Below are 21,229 nucleotides of genomic sequence, written 5' to 3'. Positions count from 1 at the left end.
GGAATCGGCGGGCCGGCCGGGCCGTTGTACATACCGTGACCGGGGCGCCGCCGCGCCCCTACCGGCCCCGCACCGCCGCCCAGGCGAGCACGGGAGCGCCGGAATGGCCCGCCACCCGGAGCGGTTACATCTTCGGACGCCCGAGCGGCATCCCCCAGCCGGGCGCCCGGCCCGAGCGACACCGGGCTCCGTGAACACCTTTCCCAGACGCCGGCGACGTGCATCCCCTTGCCCGCCGCGCGTACCCCCGAGCGAGAGGCTTCGATCATCATGCGTACCGATTTCCTTCGTACCCGGAAGGCCGTCCTGGCCGCCGCCGGTCTCGCGGTGACCGGCGGCGTGATCACCGGCCTGATCCCCACCGCCTACGCCGACGACAAGCCGGCCGCCCAGGCCGAGCACACGGGCGGGTTCATGGGCGAGCTCAAGGGCGACCGAGAGCTGGCCGTGGACTACCAGGCTCAGCCCAACTTCTACTACTGCGGCCCGGCCGCCACCCGCAACGCCCTGTCCGTTCAGGGCAAGACGGTCGACGTCGACGCCATGGCCGAGCGGATGGGCACCACCGAGGCCGGCACCGACTCCATCTACGACATCACCCCGGTGCTGAACAAGGAGACCGGTAAGGACGTCTACCGCAGCGTCGAGATCTCCGAGGCCCGGGCCGACGAGAAGCAGACCAACAAGCTGCGCAAGGACGTCAAGCGCACCGTCGACGAGGGCCGCGCCGTGGTGGCGAACATCGCCGGCACCGCGACCGACATCGACGGTGGGCTGCACTCCTTCGAGGGCGGCCACTACATCAGCGTGGTGGGCTACCGGGACGGCGCCAAGCAGGTGAAGATCGCCGACTCGGCGAACCCGGACACCGCCTCGTACTGGATGACCACCGAGGCGCTGGCCGACTGGATCGCCACCCGCGGCTACAGCACCTCCTGACACACGAAGGGCCGGCCCCCACCCGGGGCCGGCCCTTTGTCGTCCACGAACGCCGAGGCGGTCAGCCGCCGGAGTCGTCCAGCTCGGCGCCCTCGGGGACGGTGTCGTCGTCGCGGCTGGCCAGCCAGCCGTCGGGCAGGAAGACCTTGCCCGGCGAGTTGGTGCGCCCGCGCGGCTGCCCCAGCGTCTCCACCGGGAACGGCGCCGCCGGGTCCAGCTTGCCGAGCAGGTCGTCCAACTGGGCCAGGCTCTCAATCATGGCGAGGGACCGGCGCAGCTCGCTGCCGACCGGAAAGCCCTTCAGGTACCAGGCAACGTGCTTGCGGAAGTCCGTGCAGCCGTCCCGCTCGCCCCGGGCGGCGTTGCGGGCGCCGACGGTGAACTGCTCGACGAGCAACTCCGCGTGCCGCCGCATCGTCGCCGCGACCTCGCCCAGGGTCGGCAGCCGCCGCTCCGGCGAGCCGTTGAACGCGGCCTCCAGGTCGGCGAAGAGCCACGGGCGGCCGAGGCAGCCGCGCCCCACCACGACCCCGTCGACGCCGGTGTGCGCCACCATCCGCAGCGCGTCGTCGGCCTCCCAGATGTCGCCGTTGCCGAGCACCGGAACGTCGAGGGCCGCCTTGAGCGTGGCGATGGCGTCCCAGTCGGCGGTGCCCGAGTAGCGCTGCGCCGCCGTACGCCCGTGCAGGGCCACCGCCGCGACGCCGGCGTCCTGGGCGGCGAGGCCCGCCTCGACGTACGTCAGGTGGTCGTCGTCGATGCCCTTGCGCATCTTGACGGTGACCGGCACCCCGGCGGGTGACGCGGCGTCCACCGCGGCCTTGACCAGGCGGGCGAAGAGCCGGCGCCGCCACGGCAGCGCCGAGCCGCCGCCCTTGCGGGTGACCTTGGGGACCGGGCAGCCGAAGTTGAGGTCGATGTGGTCGGCGAGATTCTTCTCGACGACGATCCGCACGGCGGCGGCGGTGATCTCCGGGTCGGTGCCGTAGAGCTGAAGGCTGCGCGGGCTCTCCTCGGAACCGAAGGCGATCATGCGCAGGGTCTTCGGGTTGCGCTCGACCAGCGCAACCGTCGTGATCATCTCGCAGACGTAGATGCCGCCGCCCTGCTCCCGGCAGAGCTGGCGGAACCCGACGTTGGTGATGCCCGCCATCGGCGCGAGCACCACCGGCGGCCACACCTCGTGCCGCCCGATCGTCAACGGGCGCAGCGCGGGAGCGGTCGTCGTGGTCACCGCACAAGTGTACGGGCCCCGACCGGCGCCGGTCGGGGCCCGTACCCGCAGCTCAGCAGCCGGGGAGGCGCTCGATGAGGTACCGCTCCACCTGGTCCAGGGAGACCCGCTCCTGGGCCATGGTGTCCCGGTTCCGCACGGTCACGGCGTTGTCGTCCAGCGTGTCGAAGTCGACCGTCACGCAGAACGGGGTGCCGATCTCGTCCTGGCGGCGGTAGCGGCGGCCGATGGCCTGCGAGTCGTCGAACTCCACCACCCAGCGCTTGCGCAGCTGCGCCGCGAGGTCCTTCGCCTTGGGCGACAGCGCCTCGTTCCGCGACAGCGGCAGCACCGCCACCTTGACCGGGGCCAGGCGCGGGTCGAAGCGCATCACGGTGCGCTTGTCCACGCCGCCCTTGGTGTTGGGCGCCTCGTCCTCGTCGTACGCCTCGAGCAGGAACGCCAGCACCGCGCGGGTGAGGCCGGCGGCCGGCTCGATGACGTACGGCACCCAGCGCTCCTGCTTCGTCTGGTCGAAGTAGGACAGGTCGACGCCGGAGTGCTTGCTGTGCGTGGAGAGGTCGAAGTCGGTGCGGTTGGCGATGCCCTCCAGCTCGGCGAACTCGGTGCCACCGAACTGGAACCGGTACTCGATGTCGACGGTGCGCTTCGAGTAGTGGGAGAGCTTCTCCTTCGGGTGCTCGTAGAAGCGCAGGTTGGTCTCGGACAGGCCGAGGTCGATGTACCAGTTCCAGCGCTCCTGGAGCCAGTACTCGTGCCACCCCTCGTCGGTGCCCGGCTCGACGAAGAACTCCATCTCCATCTGCTCGAACTCACGCGTGCGGAAGATGAAGTTGCCCGGGGTGATCTCGTTGCGGAACGACTTGCCGGTCTGCGCGATGCCGAACGGCGGCTTCTTGCGGGCGACCGTCTCGACGTTCTTGTAGTTGACGAAGATGCCCTGCGCCGTCTCCGGCCGCAGGTAGTGCAGCCCCTCGTCGCTCTCCACCGGGCCGAGGAAGGTCTTCATCAGACCGTTGAACATCTTCGGCTCGGTGAAGGTGCCCTTGTTGCCGCAGTTGGGGCAGTTCAGCTCGGCCAGCGAGGCCGGCGGGTGGCCGTGCTTCGCCTCGTACGCCTCCTCCAGGTGGTCGGCCCGGAAGCGCTTGTGGCAGAACTGGCACTCGGTCAGCGGGTCGACGAAGGCGTCCAGGTGGCCGGAGGCCGCCCAGACGTCCCGGGCCAGGATCACCGCGGAGTCGAGGCCCACCACGTCGTCGCGCTGCTGGACCATGGTCTTCCACCACTGCCGGCGGACGTTCTCCTTCAGCTCCACGCCGAGCGGACCGTAGTCCCACGCCGAACGGGTGCCCCCGTAGATCTCACTCGAGGGAAAGACGAAGCCCCGGCGCTTGGCGAGGCTGACAACGGCGTCGATACGGTCGGCTGGCATGTTTCCTCCTACGCCGGCTGGAGGTCGGCGGGGACACGGTGGATGCAACGGTTCAGTTCGGGACAACGGTACGACCAGGGACGTCCCGAGCCCAGCAGAATACCGGGGGCGGGTCAGCTGACCCCGCACACCTCCAGTTCGCCGGTCTGCCGGTCCTGTTCGAGGGTCACCTGCTGGCGGTCGCGGTCGCCGCCGGTGAAGGTCACGTCGACGGGCACGGTCAGCGTGTTCGGGTCGACGTCGCCGACACGGAAGGACGCGACCTGCGGCTCGTCGGCCACGCGCCGCTCGAACTCCCGCCGCGACTCCCGCCGCTGGGCCGCGTCGCACAACCGGTCGTAGGCGGCACCGTACTTCCGGTCCACCAGGGCGCGGTAGTAGTCGGTGGAGACGGCGCGCCCCTGTTCCTCGACCGCCTGCACACCGGTCACGGCGAGCCCGATCACGGCCGCGCCCCCGCCGCCGCAGCACAGCAGCAGGGCGAGCGCGCCGGCGCCGAGCCCCAGCCAGAGCCGGGTGTTGCGACCTTCGGTGGGGGGTGCGGCGAACGGCGGCGCGACACCGGGACCGGCCGGCGGGGTGGGGATCCCCGGGTGCGCCGGCGGGCCGGGCACAACCGGCGGGTGCGCGCCGCCCTCCTGCCCGGGCACCGAGGGGTACGGCGAGGAGGCGGCCGGTCCGGGAGCGGTCATGAGATCAATGTAGTGCTTGCGGGCTCACCGGTAAGGACCGGCGGAGCGATCACTCGCCGCCACGACCACCTCGCCGCCGGGCGCGGCGCTGGCGAGCGCCTCGTACGCGGACGGCTCGTCCACCGATCGGGCGAGCAGCGGGATCGCGGTGACCTTGACGTCGAAGTCGCCGAGCGCGCGCCGGTAGGTGCCGACCGACTCCCACTCGGTGAGCAGGCACCAGTGCCGCGGGTCGTCGAGCGCGCGGACCAACTGGCCGCGCAGGTACCCGGGGCGGGCGGCGAGCGCGGCGAGGGCGGCGTGCGCCCGGGCGGTGAAGTCGTCGGCGACATCGACCTCGACCACGAACCGGTTGGTCACCAGCACCGGGTCCTCCTCGTAGAGTCTGTGGGATGCAGCGTACGCAGAGCGGGTTGGCGGCCCGGTTGGCCCGGGCGAACCCGACGACGGTGTTCCTGGTCACCCTGGTGCTGGTGCTGGTCGCGTTCTTCACCCCGGGCGTGGTCGGTGGGCTGCTCACGCTGGCGCTCGCGGCGGGCATGGCCGCGCTGCTGGTCACCACGTGGGCGGTGCAGACGCCGCCGACCCGGGTGATCCGGCTGCTGGTGCTGACGCTGCTGGTCACGGCGGGCCTGGTGAAGCTGCTCTGACATGCACTCATGCGTTTTTGACAATCATTATCGTTGTTGCGGACAGTTGACGTCATGAACATCCGCTCCGCTCCGCGTACCCTCGCCGCCGCCGCGACCGCCCTGCTGGCCCTCGGCGGCGTCGCCGCCTGCTCCGACGACCAGGCCGGCGCCGACCCCCAGCGGGTCGACGTGGTGGCCGCGTTCTACCCGTTGCAGTTCCTCGCCGAGCGGATCGGCGGCGGCGCCGTCACGGTGAGCAACCTCGTGAAGCCGGGTGCCGAGCCGCACGACGCGGAGCTCAACCCGGGCCAGGTCGGCGAGGTCGCGCAGGCGGAACTGGTCGTCTACCTCAAGGGCTTCCAGCCCGCCGTCGACGAGGCCGTCGAGCAGAACGCGGCCGACAAGGCCTTCGACGTCGCCACCGTGCAGCCGCTGCTCGACGCCGCCGCCGGTGGGCACGACCACGGGCACGAGGGCGAGGCGGGGCACGCCGAGGAGTCGCCGGGCGCCGAGGAGCACGCCGAGGAGGAGACCGGCGGCAAGGACCCGCACCTCTGGCTCGACCCGACCCGCCTGGCCGCCGTCGGCGACCAGCTCGCCGAGCGGCTCGGCACAGCCGACCCGGACCGTGCCGGCGACTACACCGCGCGGGCGGGGGCCCTCCGCACCGAGCTGGAGAAGCTCGACGCGGAGTTCACCGCCGGTCTGAAGACCTGCCAGCGGCGCGAGATCGTCGTCAGCCACACCGCCTTCAGCTACCTGGCCGAGCGTTACCGGCTGGAGCAGATCGGCGTCACCGGGCTGAGCCCGGAGGACGAGCCGTCGCCGCAGCGGCTCGCCGAGGTCGCCGAGGAAGCCCGCGAGCACAAGGCCACGACGATCTTCTTCGAGACGCTGGTCAGCCCGAAGGTCGCCGAGACCATCGCCGGCGAGGTCGGCGCGAAGACCGCCGTGCTCGATCCGCTGGAGGGGCTGTCCGGCGACAACACCGGGGACTACCTTTCGGTGATGCGCACCAACCTGGCGACCCTGCGGACGGCGTTGAGCTGCTCGTGACATCCCCTGTCATCACCGTCACGCACGGGGTGGTCGGCTACGACGGCCGCCCCGTGCTGCGTGACGTCTCGCTGACCGTGACCGCCGGCGAGGTGGTCGCGGTGCTCGGCGCCAACGGCTCCGGCAAGTCCACGCTCATCCGCGCCGTGCTCGGGCTGGTCCCACTCAGCTCGGGGTCGATCACCCTCTTCGACCGCCCGGTGCGGCGGTTCCGGCAGTGGCACCGCATCGGGTACGTCCCCCAGCGCCTCGGTGCCGGCGGCGGCGTACCGGCCACCGTCCGCGAGGTGGTGGCCTCGGGCCGACTGGCCCGCCGGGGCGTCCTGCGCCCGCCGGGGCGCGCCGACCGGGAAGCCGTGGACGCGGCACTGGCATCGGTGGGCCTGGCCGACCGGGCCGGTGACCCGGTGGCCACCCTCTCCGGCGGCCAGCAGCAGCGCACCCTGATCGCCCGCGCGCTGGCCGGTCAACCGGAGCTGCTGGTCCTCGACGAGCCGACGGCCGGCGTGGACGCGGCGAGCCAGGAGGCGTTCGCCGGCGCACTCAAGGACTTCGTGGCCCGTGGCGGCACCGTACTGCTGGTCGCGCACGAGCTGGGGCCGCTGCGGCCGCTGATCTCCCGGGCCGTCGTCGTGCACGCGGGCGGGATCGCCCACGACGGCGCCGTTCCCGAGCCGGCCGGGCACCACGCCGACCCCGACCACGACCACGTGCACCCGCACGGTCCCGACGAGCCCGCCGGGCTCTGGAGCAGCTGAGCATGGAACTCTTCCAGTACCCCTACATGCAGCGCGCCCTGATCGGCGCGCTGGTCATCGGCCTGGCCGCCCCGGCACTCGGCATCTACCTGGTGCAGCGCCGGCTGGCGCTGATCGGCGACGGGGTCGGGCACGTGGCGCTGACCGGTGTCGGCGCCGGGCTGCTGCTCAACCAGTCCCCGGTGCTGGTGGCGGTGATCGTGGCGAGTCTCGGCGCGATCACCATCGAGCTGGTCCGGGCCCGCGGGCGCACCTCCGGGGACCTGGCGCTCGCGCTGCTCTTCTACGGCGGCATCGCCGGCGGCGTGATGCTCGTCGGGCTCTCGAACAACACCCGGGCGCTCAACGCGTACCTCTTCGGGTCGCTGACCACCATCTCCCCCGGCGACCTGACCACGATCGCGGTGCTCGGGGCGGCGATCCTGGTCACCATGCTGGCGCTGCGCCCGGCGCTGTTCGCGGTCTGCCACGACGAGGAGTACGCCCGGGTCTCCGGCCTGCCCGTCCGTACGCTCAACCTGCTCCTCGCCGTCGCCACCGCAGTCACCGTGACGATCGCGATGCGCGCGGTCGGCGTGCTGCTGATCAGCGCGCTGATGGTGGTGCCGGTGGCCGCCGCCCAGCAGGTGACCCGGGGCTTCCGCGGCACGATGGCCGCGGCGATGGCGCTCGGCCTCTTCGCCGCCGGCTCCGGCGTCTACGTGGCGGCCGACGCCAACACCGCTCCCGGCGCGTCCGTGGTGCTGATGGCGATCGCGTCCTTCGCGGTGGTCGCGCTCGGTGGCGCGGTCTGGCGGGCGCTGCGGCGCCGGGCCACCCCGGCCGCCACCCCGGCCCCGGAACCGCACGAGGTCGTCCTGCACCGGTCCTGATCAGCCGCACCCGCCTGGGATTGGTTACCGTTACAGGGTGAGCAGCGGGTCAGGCTACGACGCCTTCGAGGGTGCCAGCGAGCTGCTGCGCGCCCTCTCCGCGCCGATCCGGCTGGCCATCGTCAGCGAGCTCGCCGACGGCGAGCGGTGCGTGCACGAGCTGGTCGACAAGCTCGGCGCCCCGCAGCCCCTGGTCTCCCAGCACCTGAGGGTGCTGCGCGGCGCGGGCGTGGTGCGCGGCTCCCGGCGCGGGCGGGAGATCGCCTACGCCCTGGTCGACGAGCACGTCGCGCACATCGTGGCGGACGCGGTGAGCCACGCCGGCGAGGGCACCGTCACCGCCGCGCCGGCCGCCCGATCCTGACCCCGCACCGGGCGCGCCCGGACCCGCCGTACGGGATGCTTCGCGCGTGCGGTCGTGGCACGCTGTCCGGCGTGAAGATCTACGCCGATCGCTTCCCGACCGCCGCCCGTCAGTTGCTCACCGACCTGCTCGTCGTCGCCTGGGTGTACGCGTCGGTGCGCGGCGCGCTGTGGCTGCACGACCTGGTGCAGAAGCTCGCCGTACCCGGACAGAAGCTGGAGGGGGCCGGTGGCGGCCTGGCCGACAACCTGGCCGAGGCCGGCGGGAAGATCGGCCGGGTCCCGCTGGTCGGCGACGAGCTGACCGCGCCGTTCGAGCGGGCCGCCGGGGCCGCGCGGTCCCTCGCCGAGGCCGGCCGGGACCAGCAGGAGCTGGTCGACCAGCTCGCCCTGGCCCTGGCCGTCGCCGTGCTGGTCTTCCCGCTCGGCCTGGTGCTCTTCGGCTGGCTGCCGCTACGGGTGCGGTGGATGCGCCGCGCCGGTGCCGCCGCGAAGCTGGCCGCCGCGCCCGCCGGCCGCGACCTGCTCGCCCTACGGGCCCTGGCCACACAGCCGCTCGGCCGGCTGACCCGCATCGCGCCCGACGTGGCGGAGGCGTGGCGGCGCGGCGACGACGACGCGGTCGAGGCGCTGGCCGCCCTGGAGCTGCGCCAGCTGGGCCTGCACGGCGGCCGCTGACCCGAGCGCCGCGCCGACCTGACCGGACGGCGGTCGCTAAGGTCGTCAGGTGTTCTACTTCCTGATCGTCGTCGCGGTGCTGCTGCTCGGCTACGCCGCGTTCCTGGTGCGCTTCGTCCGGCAGGGACGTCGGATCCCGCCGGCGGCCTACCTGGGTCTCGCCGTGTTGAACGGCCTGATCCTCGCGGCGGTGCTGGCCTGGGCCGTCGCCCGCTGACCGAGACCGCCTGCGCGGCGGACGGTCGCGGTCGCCCGCTGACCGGCCCGACCGGCGGCGAACAGCCTTGATCGACACGAGATCCGGCATGTCGCGGTATCCGGATGACCGGGACACCGCGACATGCCGGACGTCGAGTGGATCAAGCTGGAGTCGGCCGGGCCGTCAGGCGGGTGGCGGGATCCGGCGGCGGGCGTCGGTGGCGGTCGACGGGCCCGGCGACCAGCGGGCGACCCAGGGCAGGTCGGCCGCCGGCGTGAGTACGCCCTCCTCCAGAGCGGCGTAGCGGCCGGCGAGGATCCGCTTGGCGGCCGCCGTGTCGACCGAGTCGGTGTTGTCCCAGAGGGCCGTGAAGAGCGCGTCCACCCGGACCCGGGCCTGCCGGCAGAAGAGGTCGGCCAGCTCGACGTTCTCCGGGCGGGTGTCCCGCTCGGCCGCCGCGCGGACGCAGACCGCCGACATCGCGAACAGCTCCGCGCCGATGTCCACCACCCGCCCGAGGAACGCCTGCTTGCGCTCCATCTTCCCCTGCCAGCGGGACATCGCGTAGAACGTCGACCGGGCCAGCTTGCGGGAGAAGCGCTCCACCTGGCGCAGATGCCCGGCGAGCGGGCCGAACTCGCCGTACGCCCCGGGTGCCTGCCCGCGACCGACCGCGAGGGTCGGCAGCCACTTCGCGTAGAAGACACCGGCCCGCGCCCCGGCGCGCGCCTTGCGGCCGAGACCGGCGTCCGGGTCGATGATGTCGCCGGCCACCGACAGGTGCGCGTCGACCGCCTCGCGGGCGATCAGCAGGTGCATGATCTCGGTGGAGCCCTCGAAGATGCGGTTGATCCGCAGGTCACGCAGAAGCTGCTCGACGGCGGCCGGGCGCTCGCCGCGGGCGGCGAGGGACTCGGCGGTCTCGTACCCGCGCCCGCCCCGGATCTGGATCAGCTCGTCGGCGATCCGCCAGGCCATCTCGCTCGCGTAGAGCTTGACCAGCGCCGCCTCGATCCGGATGTCGTTGCGGTCGTCGTCGGCGAGCAGGCAGCACAGGTCCAGCATGGTCTCCATGCCGTACGTGGTCGCGGCGATGAAGGAGAGCTTCTGGGCGACGGCCTCGTGCTCGCCGACCGGCCGGCCCCACTGGACCCGGTCGGCCGCCCACTCCCGGGCCACGTTGAGCGCCCACTTCCCGGCACCGACGCACATCGCGGGCAGCGAGAGCCGCCCCGTGTTGAGCGTGGTCAGCGCGATCTTCAGGCCCTTGCCCTCGCCGCCGATCACGTTCTCCTTCGGCACAAAGACGTCGTGGAAGCGGGTGAGGCTGTTCTCCAGGCCGCGCAGCCCGATGAACGCGTTGCGCCGCTCGACCGTGATGCCCTCGGAGTCGCCCTCGACGACGAACGCGGTGATCCCGCCCCGCCGGCCCTCGCCGGCCGGGACCCGGGCCATCACCACCAGCAGGGTGGCCACCGTGCCGTTGGTGGCCCAGAGCTTGACGCCGTTGAGCCGGTAGCCGCTGCCGTCCGGCGTCGGCTCGGCGGTGGTGGCCAGGCGGGCCGGGTCGCTGCCGACGTCCGGCTCGGTGAGCAGGAACGCGGAGACCTCGCCGGCGGCGAGCCGGGGCAGGAAGTGCTGCTTCTGCTCGGCGGTGCCGAACATCTTGAGCGGCTGCGGTACGCCGATGGACTGGTGCGCGGAGAGCAGCGCGCCGATCGCCGGGCTGACCGAGCCGGCGAGCATCAGGGCCCGGCAGTAGTGCAGGTTGCTCAGCCCGAGGCCGCCGTACGCCCGGTCGATCTTCATGCCGAACGCGCCGAGCCGGGCCAGCCCCTGGAACACCTCGTCGGGGATGGCCGCGTCCCGCTCGATGACCGCACCGTCCACCTCGGAGGCCACGTACTCCCGGAGCCGGCCGAGGAACTCGTCGGCCCGGGCGACGTCGTCCGGCGCCGACTGCGGCCAGGGGTTGATGAGGTCGAGCCGGAACCGGCCGAGGAAGAGCTCCTTGCCGAAACTCGGACGGTCCCACGAGGACTCCCGCGCGGCCTCGGCGACCTGTCGGGCCTCCTTCTCGGAGACCTGGCCGGCCTCCTTGGGCAGCGGGCCGGCCGAGCCGGAGGTCGTGGGCTGGTCGGGGCCGGTGCCGTCGGGTGCGGACCGGCTGTTCTGCGTCGTGGTCACGGCTGCCTCCTCGAACCTCGGTCCGGATGCGTCGACGTGGCGACACCTGCCACGCTACCCCCGGGTGTTACCCAGGGGTAGCGTTCGGTGAAGATCGATTTACCGGCGTCTTTGCCGCTCAGTCGGCGTACGACGTCGGGCTGTCCTCCTCGTCGTCCACGTCGTCCTCGCCCCAGTTGCGGCGGGCGAACGGCAGGACGGCCCAGAAGGCCAGGAACCAGATCGCGGTGATCCCGCTGAGCACGAAGGCGATCGTCCGGTCGAGCACGAAGTCGGTGATCAGCAGGACCGCGCTGACCATCGAGACCAGCATGAACGCGAGACCGGCGCTCGCCATCCGGTGCGCGAACCGGACCAGCTCCGGCTTGCGCCCCTGCCGGAACAGCGCCCGGTGGAAGGCCACCGGAGAGATGATCAGGGCGGTGGCGCCGGCCGCGGCCAGCAGCGCGACGATGTAGACGTCCTTCTGGAAGGGCGTCGTCCGCTCGAACCCGGCGCTGAAGGGCAGAGTGAGCAGGAAGGCGAAGAGGATCTGCACGCCCGTCTGCGCCACCCGCAACTCCTGCAGCAGGTCGGCGAAGTTGCGCTGCCAGCGCTGCTTCTCGGTCTCCTTCGACACGCGCTACCTCCGGTGAGAACGTACCGCCGGCGGAGCCCACCCCGCCGGCAGGAACGCTGATGCCCCACCCCGCGTTCCGTGAAACCGGTTCGGATCACCGGCCGGAGCGGACCGTTAACAAGGGACCCCTCCTCTACCGGAGACGTTAAGAAGGGGCGCCTCCTCACACCTCAGGCGCCGCGGCGGATGCGGCCGGCGTACCGGGCCTCCAGGGCGTCGTTGTGCGCGTCACCGCCGGCGATGTTCGCCGACAGGTAGACCGGAGGCCGCTCCCCGGAGGCGAGCAGCCGGGCCACCACCTCGACCGTGATCTGCTGGGCCAGCAGGGCGGCCGTGATCGACGAGACCGCGCCGATCGCGCCGCCCCCGGGCAGCGGCAGGGTGGCGTCGCCGTACGGGGCGCCGTTGTCGAGCACCACGTCGGCGAAGTCGGCGAGCTTGCGCCCCGAGGGGTGGCGCGACTCCATCCGGCCGGAGTGCTCGGTCGAGGTGATGGCGATCAGCCCGTGCCCTTTGTCGCGGACCAGCGCGGCGAACTCCACCATCGCCCCGTTCACGCCCGAGTTGGAGGCCAGCACGAAGACGTCCGGCGGGCGGACGGGCGCGAGGTCGTACAGGCGGTGCGCCACCGACGGGTCCCGCTCCAGGCGCGGCCCGAGCACGTCCGGCGACGCGCCGCCGACCAGCACGAGGTCGCGCAGGGCGATCCGGTTGGTGGGCACCAGCCCACCGGCCCGCCCGGCGATCTCCATCGCGAGGGCCTCCGAGTGCCCGGTGCCCAACGCGTGCACCACGCCGTCGGCGCGCAGCGCCTCGGCGATCAGGTCGGCGGCCCTCCCCACCGCCTCGCGCTGGCTCGCCGCCACCCGGTGCATCGTCGCGGTGACCACCGCCAGGAAATCCTCGGCGGTCGGCGCCACATCCCCTGCGTCCAATTCGGTCTCCCTTACTCAGCCGCGGATCCGGGCCAGGATGGCCTCGGCCAGCGGCGCGGGCGCCTCGTCGGGGATCCAGTGGCTCACCCCGGTCAGATCCACGAACCGGTAGTCGCCGGTCACGTGCGCCGCGCAGGCCTCGGCGGCCGTCCGGCCGATCGCGACGTCGCGGTCGCTCCAGACGTACGTGGTCGGCACCGGCACCGGGCCGACGGCTGCCAGGTCGTTCCGGGACATCGCCCGGTACCAGTTCAGCGCGGCGGTGAGCGCGCCGGGGGCGCGCATCGGCTCGGCGTACGCGGCCACCCGGTCGGCGCCGCCGACGCCGGACAGCATCCGGCGCAGCCCGGTCGCGTTCAACGCCAGCAGCGCCTTCTCCGCCTTGCCGGCCTGCCGGAACAGCAGCATGTACGCCGAGCGGGCCTTCTGCTGCGGGTCGGTCGTGAGCGCGTGCGCCATCGCCGCGGGGTGCGGCACGGAGACCGCGGTCAACGTCCGGACCCGGTCGGGGTGGCGGGCGGCCAGGCCCCAACCGACGACGGCTCCCCAGTCGTGCCCGACGACGTGCGCCGCGTCGACGCCGAGCGCGTCCAGCACGGCCGCGGGATCGGCGACCAGTTCCGCCAGCCGGTACGCCTCGACGGCCTCCGGCCGGGCGCCGGGCGAGTATCCGCGCTGGTCGAGCGCGTACGTGCGCAGCCCGGCGGCGTGCAGGGCCGGCACCACGTCGTCCCACTCCCCGCCGTGCTGCGGGAAACCGTGCAGCAGGAGGACGGCCGGACCGTCCTCCGGGCCACCGGCGCGTACGTCGAAGGTCAACCCCCGGGCGTCGATCCGCATGATCGGCAGCCTACCCACGCACCGGGGTCACTCGTACTGCCGCTTGGGGGCGGGCACCTGCCGCCACGACTCCACGTCGAGGTAGGGGATCTCGGCGTCGTTCACCGGGTCAAGCACGATCCGGTCGCTGTAGCGGCCGGTCACCTCCACCCAGGTGTCGTCGGCGAGGCCGGTGGGCGCGTTGCCGGTCATGCCCAGCTTGACCGGGCGGCCGTCGGCGGCGCAGCAGGAGAGGACCATCCGCGCGAGGATCGGCTGCCCGTCGGGGCCGGCGGTGATGAAGCCGGTGAGCTGGACCCGCCGGTCCCCGATGGACGCGCCCTTGTCGAACAGCGCCCGCGAGGCGTAGTCGAGCACGCTCACCGGGGCCGGGTCGCCCTCGGGCAGCGGCGGGTAGTCCGACGGCTGCTGCTGGCTGGAGAGGGCGGTGCCGGCCTGGCCGGCCGCGTACGAGCCCAGGGCCGGCGGTGCGACGAGCAGCAGGCCGAGCACCGGCAGGATGAGCAGCCAGCCGACCCGCGGCTCGTGGTGGGCGTGGCCGTGGTCGTGGTGGTCGTCGTCGGGTCCGTCCCCGGTGGCCGCGACGCGGGGGGCCGGGCGCAGCTCGTACCAGAGGGTCATGACGGCGGCGGCGACCAGCAGCACCCCGGCGGCGATCAGGAAGGGACGCAGCCCCTCCTTGACGTAGTTGAGGTAGAGGTCGGTGAAGCAGGCCCGGATCACCGCGCCGCCGAGCAGCAGCAGGACCACCGCCTGCGCCTGGCGGTTCACAGCAGCACCGCCCCGGTGCCGACGGCGACCGCCACCGCCACCGCGAAGGTGGCCGGCGCGAACCGCAGCGCGAACCGCCGGCCGAAGACCCCGGCCTGCATCGAGATGAGCTTGAGATCCACCATCGGACCCACCACCAGGAACACCAGCCGGGACGTGAGCGAGAACTGTGACAGCGAGGCCGCGACGAAGGCGTCCGCCTCCGAGCAGATGGAGAGGAGGACGGCGAGCACCGCCAGCGCCAGCACCGACAGCACCGCGTTGTCGGCGAGGGTCTGCAACCACCGCTCGGGCACCAGCACGTTGATGCTGGCGGCGGCCATCGCCCCGAGGACGAGGAAGCCGCCGGCGTGCGTGACGTCGTGCCGGACCGCCGCCCAGAACGCCCGGCCGCGGGAGGCGTCGTCCAGTTCCGGCCGGCGGGGAAGCCGGATCCAGTCGGCCCGGCCGAGGCGCAGCCACAGCCAGCCCATCACCATCGCCACGACCAGGCTGGCCAGCCCCCGGGCGAGGACCATCTCCGGGTTGTTCGGGAAGGCGACCGCGGTGGCGGTGAGCACGATCGGGTTGATGGCCGGTGCGGCGAGCAGGAACGCCAGCGCGGCGGCCGGGGTGACGCCCCGCCGGATCAGCGACCCGGCGATCGGCACCGACCCGCACTCGCAGCCGGGCAGCACCACGCCGGCCGCGCTGGCCACCGGCACCGCGGCGGCCGGGTGCTTCGGCAAGGCCCGCGCCCAGAACGACCGGGGCACGAAGACCGCGATCACCGCGGAGAGGAGCACGCCGAACACCAGGAAGGGCACCGCCTGCACCATCACCGAGACGAACACCGTCGTCCAGGTCTGGAGCCGGGGCGTCGAGAGCGCGCCGGCGAGCGGCTCCCGGAAGATGATCAACAGCACCAGCAGCGCGGCGAGGACCTCGACCGACCCGATCCGGTCCCCCAGCCACCGCCGGGGCTCGTCACCGCCGGCCGGCGGCGGCTCCTTCAGGGGTACGTTCGGCGTGGCCAGGCCGACCGGGGCGGTCGTGGTGGTGCCGTCGGGTATGCCGGCGGCGGGCGTTTCCGGTGTCACGTGCTCTTCCCTCTGCCGGGTGGCGGACCGGCGGCCTGAGATTACCGGCCGGAGCGGGCCCGGTCGATGGACTCCGCGAGAAGACCCACCATTCCCGCCCTGAACTGCGCGTAGATCACTTTGCCGGGTGATCTTCAGGGGTGTTAGCGTCGGTGGGACAACTTCACATCCGACAGGGGAGCGCACAGCGCTGAGAGTGCGGGCGGAGCCCGCAGACCCTCGAACCTGATCTGGGTAATGCCAGCGCAGGGAGTTCGGTCGACCTCCAGCCGCGCCGCCGTCCGGTTACACCGGGCGCGGCGTGCGTCTTCTCCTGGTTCGCATCAAGAACTGGGAGCACTCATGACTCAACCCACCACCACCCGGTGGCGCACCGTCGACGTGATCGTCGCAGCCGTCATCGCGGTGGCCTTCGGCGTCATCTTCTGGGCCTGGGGCCTGCTCTGGCGGGGTGTCGACCCGGCCTTCGCCTTCTTCCCGGCGGCCCAGGCGATCATGTACGGCGTCTGGCTGGTGCCCGCCGTCCTCGGTGGCCTGGTGATCCGCAAGCCCGGTGCGGCGCTGTTCTGCGAGGCGGTCGCCGCGACCGTCTCCGCGCTGCTCGGCTCGGAGTGGGGCGGCATCACGATCGTCCAGGGCCTGATCCAGGGGCTCGGGGCCGAACTGGCGTTCGCGGCGTTCCGCTACCGCTCGTTCCGGCTGCCGACCGCGCTCCTCGCCGGTGCGTTGACCGGTCTCGGCGCCGCGCTGTTCGACTTCTTCGTCTGGAACGTCGACTACGCGCTGGGCAGCTACCGGATCCCGTACGCGCTGCTCACGATCGTCAGCGCGACGCTGATCGCGGGCGCCGGGGCCTGGTACCTGACCCGCGCCCTGGCCGGTACGGGTGCCCTGGACCGCTTCCCGGCCGGCCGCGAACGCGCCGCCATCTGAGCGCCCAGTGTCGATCATGAGGTTGACGGCACCAACGGAGATCCACATCGCCGTCAACCTCATGATCGACGGGGTGGGGCGAGGAGGGAGCGCGCCGTGGCGGCGGTGACGCTGCGGGGGTTCGGCTGGCGGCACGCCGGGCGGAAGCGGTGGGCGCTGCGTGGCGTGGACCTGCGGGTGGAGCACGGGGAGCGGGTACTGCTGCTCGGGCCGTCCGGGGCGGGGAAGAGCACCTTGCTCACCGCGCTGGCCGGGCTGCTGCCCGAGGACACCGGCGAGCAGGAGGGCACCGTCGAGATCGACGGGCTGGACCCGCCCAAGGCCCGCGAGCGGGTGGGCGTCGTCTTCCAGGACCCGGAGAGCCAACTGGTGATGGCCCGCTCCGGCGACGACGTCGCGTTCGGGCTGGAGAACCGCGGGGTGCCCGCCGAGGAGATCTGGCCCCGGGTGGACGAGGCGCTGCGCCGGGTCGGCTTCCCGTACGACCGGGACCGCCCCACGGCCGCGCTCTCCGGCGGGGAGCAGCAGCGCCTCGCCCTGGCCGGGGTACTCGCCCTGCGCCCGGGTCTGCTGCTGCTCGACGAGCCCACCGCCAACCTGGACCCGACCGGGGCGGCCCTGGTCCGCGACGCGGTCGCCCGGGTACTGGACGCCGACACCACCCTGATCCTCGTCGAGCACCGGGTGGCCGAGTCGCTGCCGCTGGTCGACCGGGTGGTCGTGCTCGAAGCGGGCGGCGGCGTCCGGGCCGACGGCACCCCGGAGGCGGTCTTCGCCGCCCACGGCGACGCGCTCGCCGCCGAGGGGGTGTGGGTGCCCGGCCGCCCGGTACCGCCCCGCCGCGCCACCGCGCCGGCCGGCGACGTGCTGCTCGCCGCCGAACGGCTCGGCCTGCCGCCCCGGCTGGGCGCCGTCGACCTGGCCGTACGCGCCGGCGAGGCGCTCGCCGTCCGCGGTCCCAACGGCGCCGGCAAGTCCACCCTCGCCCTCCTGCTGGGCGGGCTGCTCAAGCCCGGCACGGGCCGGGTCACCGCCACCGCCGAACTGGCCGGCGGCGACGCCCGTACTCCCCCGCACCGCTGGCGGGCACCGGCGCTGGCCCGCCGGATCGGCTCGGTCTTCCAGGACCCGGAGCACCAGTTCGTCACGGGTACGGTCTTCGACGAGCTGGCCCTCGGCCCCCGCCGCGTCGGCCGCACCGAGGCCGAGGTCCGCTCCACCGTGGACGAGTTGCTGTCGCGGTTGCGGCTGTCGGCGCTCGCGGCCGCGAACCCGTACACCCTGTCCGGTGGCGAGGCGCGGCGGCTGAGCGTGGCGACGGCCCTGGCCACGGCACCCCGCCTGCTGATCTGCGACGAACCCACGTTCGGCCAGGACCGGCGGACATGGCTGGAGCTGGTGGACCTCTTCGCCGGCCTGCGCGACGCGGGGCACGGCCTGGTGACGGTGACCCACGACGCGGAGTTCGTCGCCGCCCTCGCCGACCGCCACGTCCGGCTGGAGCGCCACGTCGGCCCGGCCCCGCACGACCCCACCGGGGGAACACCGTGATCGGCCTGGAGCCGGTCGCCCGGCCGGACGCGCCGCTGGCGCGGCGCAACCCGGTGGCGAAGTTCGCCGCGGCGCTGGTCTTCTCGGTCGTCCTGATCGCGACCCTGGACCCGGTGGCCCCGGCGATCGCCATCGCGGTCGAGCTGGCCGTGCTGCCGCTGTTCGGCGTACGCCTGCGAGTGCTGGCCCGGCGGGCGTGGCCGCTGCTGGCCAGCGCGGGCGGCATCCTGGTCACGCTGGTGCTCTTCGCCGCCGAGCGCTCCGGCCGCGTGCTGCTGGACGCCGGTCCGGTGGTGGTGACCTCCGGCGTGCTGCTCACCGCCCTCGGCCTGGTGCTGCGCATGTTCGCGGTGGCGCTGCCGGGGGTGATCGTCGTCGCCACGACGGACCCGACCGACCTGGCCGACGCGCTGGTGCAGAACGCGAAGGCGCCGGCCCGGTTCGCGTACGGCGCGCTGGCCGCGTTCCGGCTGGTGCCGCTGCTCGGTCAGGAGTGGCGGATGATCAGCATGGCGCGGCGGGCCCGGGGGGTCGACGCCGGCCGCAACCCGCTGGCCAGGATGTGCCTCTTCGCCTCGACCGCGTTCACGCTGCTGGTCGGCGCAATCCGCCGGGGCACCCGGCTGGCCGTGGCGATGGACGCGCGCGGGTTCGACGCCACCACCCCGCGTACCGTCGCCCGCCGACAGCACTTCGGCACCGCCGACGCCGTCCTGGTCGCCGGTGCGGCGGCGCTTGCCGGCGCCGCGCTCACCGCCAGCGTCCTCCTCGGCACGTTCCGCCCGCTGATCGGGTGACGGTCGCGGCCGACCGATCAGTGGAATCGCATGTTCGCATGGGTGCAGCGTGCGCGACACGCGATGTTCCCCTGATCGGACGAGATTGGCCGCGACCTCAACGATCGGACGGGAGAGCAGCACATGGGCCACGGCCACGCGCACCACCACGATCACGACCCGGTCGCCGGCACCGACGTACCCCCGGCGCTCGACCTCTCCATTCCGGACCAGGAACTGCCGCCCGCGGACGTCAGCCGGCGCGGCTTCCTGCGGAGCGCCGGCCTGCTGGGCGCCGGCGCGGCCACCACCGTGCTGGCCTCCGGCACGCCCGCCCTCGCGGCGGACCACCACCACGGTCCCGGCGGCGACCACGGCCGCACCGGCGAGTTCCGCTGGCTCGCCGGTGACCACCACATCCACACCCAGTACAGCTCGGACGCCATGTACCGGGTGATCGACCAGGCCCGGCACGCCAACGCGTACGGCCTCGACTGGATGGTGGTCACCGACCACGGCAGCGCGACCCACGCGAAGATCGGCGTGGAGAAGGTCAACCCGGACATCGTCGCCGCGCGGGCCCAGCTCAAGGACCTGCTCATCTACCAGGGCCTGGAGTGGAACATCCCGGCCGCCGAGCACGCGACCGTCTTCGTCCACCCCGGACGCGACGAGGTCGCCGTCCTCAAGGAGTTCGAGAACGCCTTCGACGGCAGCGTCAAGAACGCCGGCGACTCCACCCCGGCCAACGAGGCGCTCGCCATCGCCGGCATCAAGTTCCTCGGCGAGGCGGTCCGCCAACGCCGCGTCGAGGGCGCGCTCTTCCTGGCCAACCACCCGGCCCGGCGGGGCATCGACTCCCCGCACGAGATCCGCGGCTGGCGGGACGCCGACCCCAGCGTGGCGATCGGGATGGAGGGCGCTCCCGGCCACCAGGCCGCCGGCCTCCCGGGCGGCGGCCGGGCCCGCGGCTACTACGACAACAACCCGTCGGCGAACTCCTTCCCCGGCTACCCGCTGGAGAGCTACCGCACCTGGGGCGGGTTCGACTGGATGACCTCCACCGTCGGCGGGCTGTGGGACAGCCTGCTCGCCGAGGGCAAGGCCTGGTGGATCAGCGCCAACTCCGACTCGCACGTCAACTACCTGGACACCTCCCAGCGGGGGCCGGGCAGCGACTTCGCCCTCAACGGCAGGTACAACGACCCGGTGTACGGCCCGGTGATCACCAACGCCGGCGACTACTGGCCCGGCCAGTACAGCCGTACCCACGTCGGGGCGACCTCCTTCGGCTACCGGGCGGTGATGGACGGCCTCCGCGCGGGCCGGGTCTGGGTGGACCATGGCGGCCTGATCAAGGGCCTCGACGTCCGGGCCCGGGTCGCCGGCGACCGGCGCCGGAACTCGGGTACGCCGCTCGGCGGCGTGCTGCGGGTGAGGCGCGGGACGACGGTCGAGGTGACGATCGACATCGACCTGGCCGACACCCCGAACTGGTCGCAGTTCGTGCCCGTGCTCGCCCGGGTCGACGTGATCGCCGGCCGGGTGACCGGGCCGGTCGCCGACAAGGACGCCTTCACCGCCCCGACCACCAGGGTCGTGAAGTCCTTCGAAGTCGCCAAGGGCACCGGCAGGGTCTCCTTCACGCACTCCTTCGGCGGGGCCGACGAGCCGTTCTACCTGCGGATCCGGGGCACGGACGGCAAGCGCAGCCAGACCGGCCTGATGGGGGCGGCCGTCGACCCGTTCGGCCCGGCTCTGGACGTCGTCGGCGCGGCCGACCCGTGGGAGGACCTGTGGTTATACGCGAACCCGATCTGGGTCCTGCCCCTGTGATCCTGGGCATCGACCTCGGGCACCGGACCGTCCGGGAGGCCGAGCACTGGCTGGGTGAGCACGTCGTGCCGCTCGGCCTACCGGACCTGGTCGCCTGCACCCACCTGGTCGCCGAGCCGTACCCGCACGTGGCGCTCAGCATGGCCGTGCCGACGGGGACGGACCGGTTCATCGCGCTACCCGACACTGCCGCCGAACTGCGGACGGCGGCGGCGCGGGCGGCGGGCGAGCACGCCGCCCGTACGGCGGGTCGGGCGGTGCTCTATCCGGGCGCGGACCGGATGATCGGCACCCTCACCGTGGGCGATCTGCTCGCCGCGAGCGCGATCCAGCGGGTCGTGGTGCTCGGCGGCGCGTCGGCCGGGCCGGAGACACCGGTGCACACCCGGGACTTCGTCCGGCCGCAGTGGCAGGCGGGTGAGCTGGTGCTGGTCACCATGCCGCACCACGCCGGGGGCGTTGCGCCGTTCGAGGTGGCGGACCCCACGCCCTGCTGCGCCGACCACTGACGATCGTGGACGGTCACCGTTCGAGGTGACCGTCCACGATCAGCGGATCAGCTACGCCGGAAGGCGTATCGGCGGGCCTGGCCCGCCCGCTGGCCGCGCCCGACGCCGGGCGCGCCGGTGACCGGCGGACCGGCCTTCGGCGGCACCGGGCGGGTGGCCGGCAGGGCCGGGACCGGCGCCACCGCGACCTGGTCGAGGTTCACCGGCGTGAGGTCCGTGACCTCGGGCGCGGGGCGGGTGGTGCGGGACTTCCGGGCGCTGCGCTTGCTGGGCATCCGTGCCTCCTCACTTCGCGGGCTCCCCGGCGCGTGGCCGGTGGACCCGCTGCGTCTCGTGAC

General features: G+C 73.3%; 24 protein-coding genes and 1 riboswitch. Of the genes, 13 read left to right on the top strand and 11 right to left on the bottom strand.

The window, feature by feature from the left end:
* Nucleotides 1-270 precede the first annotated feature (270 nt).
* Nucleotides 271-939 (top strand): C39 family peptidase, encoded by a 669-nt coding sequence (locus ACTMS0_RS06060; RefSeq protein WP_441154111.1) that lies wholly within the window; start codon nucleotides 271-273, stop codon nucleotides 937-939.
* Nucleotides 940-1,000: 61 nt separating this feature from the next.
* On the opposite strand, the gene dusB is transcribed toward ACTMS0_RS06060, so the two are convergent.
* The 4 genes from dusB to ACTMS0_RS06040 all read right to left on the bottom strand — a co-directional run bounded on the left by dusB (nucleotide 1,001) and on the right by ACTMS0_RS06040 (nucleotide 4,663).
* The gene (gene dusB, locus ACTMS0_RS06055) at nucleotides 1,001-2,173 is read right to left on the bottom strand and encodes a tRNA dihydrouridine synthase DusB (RefSeq protein ID WP_441154110.1); all 1,173 of its coding nucleotides are present in this window, start codon (nucleotides 2,171-2,173) and stop codon (nucleotides 1,001-1,003) included.
* 52 nt (nucleotides 2,174-2,225) lie between these two features.
* Nucleotides 2,226-3,605, bottom strand: coding sequence for a glycine--tRNA ligase (locus ACTMS0_RS06050; protein ID WP_441154109.1), 1,380 nt, complete (start codon nucleotides 3,603-3,605; stop codon nucleotides 2,226-2,228).
* Between the two features lie 113 nt (nucleotides 3,606-3,718).
* Nucleotides 3,719-4,192 carry an Rv0361 family membrane protein gene (locus ACTMS0_RS06045; RefSeq protein ID WP_441154659.1) on the bottom strand — a complete coding sequence of 158 codons (474 nt, stop codon included), beginning with the start codon at nucleotides 4,190-4,192 and terminating at the stop codon, nucleotides 3,719-3,721.
* A gap of 129 nt (nucleotides 4,193-4,321) precedes the next feature.
* Nucleotides 4,322-4,663 (bottom strand): antibiotic biosynthesis monooxygenase family protein, encoded by a 342-nt coding sequence (locus tag ACTMS0_RS06040; protein WP_441154108.1) that lies wholly within the window; start codon nucleotides 4,661-4,663, stop codon nucleotides 4,322-4,324.
* A 26-nt stretch (nucleotides 4,664-4,689) separates the two neighbouring features.
* On the opposite strand from ACTMS0_RS06040, the gene ACTMS0_RS06035 reads away from it, so the two are divergent.
* The 7 genes from ACTMS0_RS06035 (at nucleotide 4,690) to ACTMS0_RS06005 (ending at nucleotide 8,873) form a co-directional block, all read left to right on the top strand.
* A complete protein-coding gene (locus tag ACTMS0_RS06035) occupies nucleotides 4,690-4,947 on the top strand; it encodes a hypothetical protein (protein ID WP_441154107.1) in 258 nt (85 codons plus the stop codon).
* 54 nt (nucleotides 4,948-5,001) lie between these two features.
* Nucleotides 5,002-5,985: a metal ABC transporter substrate-binding protein gene (locus ACTMS0_RS06030; protein ID WP_441154106.1), complete on the top strand. Its 984-nt coding sequence runs from the start codon at nucleotides 5,002-5,004 to the stop codon at nucleotides 5,983-5,985.
* On the top strand, nucleotides 5,982-6,743 hold the full coding sequence (locus ACTMS0_RS06025) for a metal ABC transporter ATP-binding protein (RefSeq protein ID WP_441154105.1): 762 nt from the start codon (nucleotides 5,982-5,984) through the stop codon (nucleotides 6,741-6,743). The genes ACTMS0_RS06030 and ACTMS0_RS06025 overlap by 4 nt, the downstream gene beginning before the upstream one ends.
* Nucleotides 6,744-6,745: 2 nt before the next feature.
* Nucleotides 6,746-7,615: a metal ABC transporter permease gene (locus ACTMS0_RS06020; RefSeq protein ID WP_441154104.1), complete on the top strand. Its 870-nt coding sequence runs from the start codon at nucleotides 6,746-6,748 to the stop codon at nucleotides 7,613-7,615.
* Nucleotides 7,616-7,652: 37 nt separating this feature from the next.
* Entirely contained in the window at nucleotides 7,653-7,979 is a 327-nt protein-coding gene (locus ACTMS0_RS06015) for an ArsR/SmtB family transcription factor (RefSeq protein ID WP_441154103.1), read from the top strand.
* Between the two features lie 71 nt (nucleotides 7,980-8,050).
* Nucleotides 8,051-8,656 (top strand): hypothetical protein, encoded by a 606-nt coding sequence (locus ACTMS0_RS06010; protein ID WP_441154102.1) that lies wholly within the window; start codon nucleotides 8,051-8,053, stop codon nucleotides 8,654-8,656.
* Between the two features lie 49 nt (nucleotides 8,657-8,705).
* The gene (locus tag ACTMS0_RS06005; protein ID WP_441154101.1) at nucleotides 8,706-8,873 is read left to right on the top strand and encodes a hypothetical protein; all 168 of its coding nucleotides are present in this window, start codon (nucleotides 8,706-8,708) and stop codon (nucleotides 8,871-8,873) included.
* Between the two features lie 165 nt (nucleotides 8,874-9,038).
* Here ACTMS0_RS06005 and ACTMS0_RS06000 read toward each other — a convergent pair whose 3' ends face one another.
* The 6 genes from ACTMS0_RS06000 to ACTMS0_RS05975 all read right to left on the bottom strand — a co-directional run bounded on the left by ACTMS0_RS06000 (nucleotide 9,039) and on the right by ACTMS0_RS05975 (nucleotide 15,202).
* Nucleotides 9,039-11,042, bottom strand: a complete 2,004-nt coding sequence (locus tag ACTMS0_RS06000; RefSeq protein ID WP_441154100.1) for an acyl-CoA dehydrogenase family protein — start codon at nucleotides 11,040-11,042, stop codon at nucleotides 9,039-9,041.
* 118 nt (nucleotides 11,043-11,160) lie between these two features.
* Nucleotides 11,161-11,661, bottom strand: a complete 501-nt coding sequence (locus ACTMS0_RS05995; protein ID WP_441154099.1) for a DUF6328 family protein — start codon at nucleotides 11,659-11,661, stop codon at nucleotides 11,161-11,163.
* Between the two features lie 170 nt (nucleotides 11,662-11,831).
* The gene (locus ACTMS0_RS05990; RefSeq protein WP_441154658.1) at nucleotides 11,832-12,557 is read right to left on the bottom strand and encodes a sugar isomerase domain-containing protein; all 726 of its coding nucleotides are present in this window, start codon (nucleotides 12,555-12,557) and stop codon (nucleotides 11,832-11,834) included.
* Nucleotides 12,558-12,611: 54 nt separating this feature from the next.
* Nucleotides 12,612-13,436 (bottom strand): alpha/beta fold hydrolase, encoded by an 825-nt coding sequence (locus ACTMS0_RS05985; protein ID WP_441154098.1) that lies wholly within the window; start codon nucleotides 13,434-13,436, stop codon nucleotides 12,612-12,614.
* A 27-nt stretch (nucleotides 13,437-13,463) separates the two neighbouring features.
* Nucleotides 13,464-14,207, bottom strand: coding sequence for a TIGR03943 family putative permease subunit (locus ACTMS0_RS05980; RefSeq protein WP_441154097.1), 744 nt, complete (start codon nucleotides 14,205-14,207; stop codon nucleotides 13,464-13,466).
* Nucleotides 14,204-15,202, bottom strand: a complete 999-nt coding sequence (locus ACTMS0_RS05975) for a permease (RefSeq protein WP_441154657.1) — start codon at nucleotides 15,200-15,202, stop codon at nucleotides 14,204-14,206. The genes ACTMS0_RS05980 and ACTMS0_RS05975 overlap by 4 nt, the downstream gene beginning before the upstream one ends.
* 248 nt (nucleotides 15,203-15,450) lie before the next feature.
* A riboswitch (TPP riboswitch) is annotated at nucleotides 15,451-15,556 on the top strand.
* A gap of 72 nt (nucleotides 15,557-15,628) precedes the next feature.
* Here ACTMS0_RS05975 and ACTMS0_RS05970 point away from each other — a divergent pair.
* The 5 genes from ACTMS0_RS05970 (at nucleotide 15,629) to ACTMS0_RS05950 (ending at nucleotide 20,891) form a co-directional block, all read left to right on the top strand.
* Nucleotides 15,629-16,219 (top strand): ECF transporter S component, encoded by a 591-nt coding sequence (locus ACTMS0_RS05970; RefSeq protein WP_441154096.1) that lies wholly within the window; start codon nucleotides 15,629-15,631, stop codon nucleotides 16,217-16,219.
* Between the two features lie 96 nt (nucleotides 16,220-16,315).
* On the top strand, nucleotides 16,316-17,770 hold the full coding sequence (locus ACTMS0_RS05965) for an ABC transporter ATP-binding protein (protein WP_441154095.1): 1,455 nt from the start codon (nucleotides 16,316-16,318) through the stop codon (nucleotides 17,768-17,770).
* Nucleotides 17,767-18,567 (top strand): energy-coupling factor transporter transmembrane component T family protein, encoded by an 801-nt coding sequence (locus ACTMS0_RS05960; RefSeq protein ID WP_441154094.1) that lies wholly within the window; start codon nucleotides 17,767-17,769, stop codon nucleotides 18,565-18,567. The genes ACTMS0_RS05965 and ACTMS0_RS05960 overlap by 4 nt, the downstream gene beginning before the upstream one ends.
* A 123-nt stretch (nucleotides 18,568-18,690) precedes the next feature.
* Nucleotides 18,691-20,382, top strand: a complete 1,692-nt coding sequence (locus tag ACTMS0_RS05955) for a PHP domain-containing protein (RefSeq protein ID WP_441154093.1) — start codon at nucleotides 18,691-18,693, stop codon at nucleotides 20,380-20,382.
* Nucleotides 20,379-20,891 (top strand): hypothetical protein, encoded by a 513-nt coding sequence (locus tag ACTMS0_RS05950; RefSeq protein ID WP_441154092.1) that lies wholly within the window; start codon nucleotides 20,379-20,381, stop codon nucleotides 20,889-20,891. Before ACTMS0_RS05955 ends, ACTMS0_RS05950 begins: the two co-directional genes overlap by 4 nt.
* Before the next feature lie 47 nt (nucleotides 20,892-20,938).
* Here the strand turns inward: ACTMS0_RS05950 and ACTMS0_RS05945 are convergent, their stop codons facing one another.
* The gene (locus ACTMS0_RS05945) at nucleotides 20,939-21,166 is read right to left on the bottom strand and encodes a hypothetical protein (RefSeq protein ID WP_441154091.1); all 228 of its coding nucleotides are present in this window, start codon (nucleotides 21,164-21,166) and stop codon (nucleotides 20,939-20,941) included.
* Nucleotides 21,167-21,229 lie beyond the last annotated feature (63 nt).

The sequence above is a fragment of the Micromonospora sp. H33 genome (assembly GCF_052068455.1).
Lineage (GTDB): Bacteria > Actinomycetota > Actinomycetes > Mycobacteriales > Micromonosporaceae > Micromonospora.
Note: the sequence above shows the minus strand (reverse complement) of the source record. Positions and strands in the feature narration are given on the sequence as shown.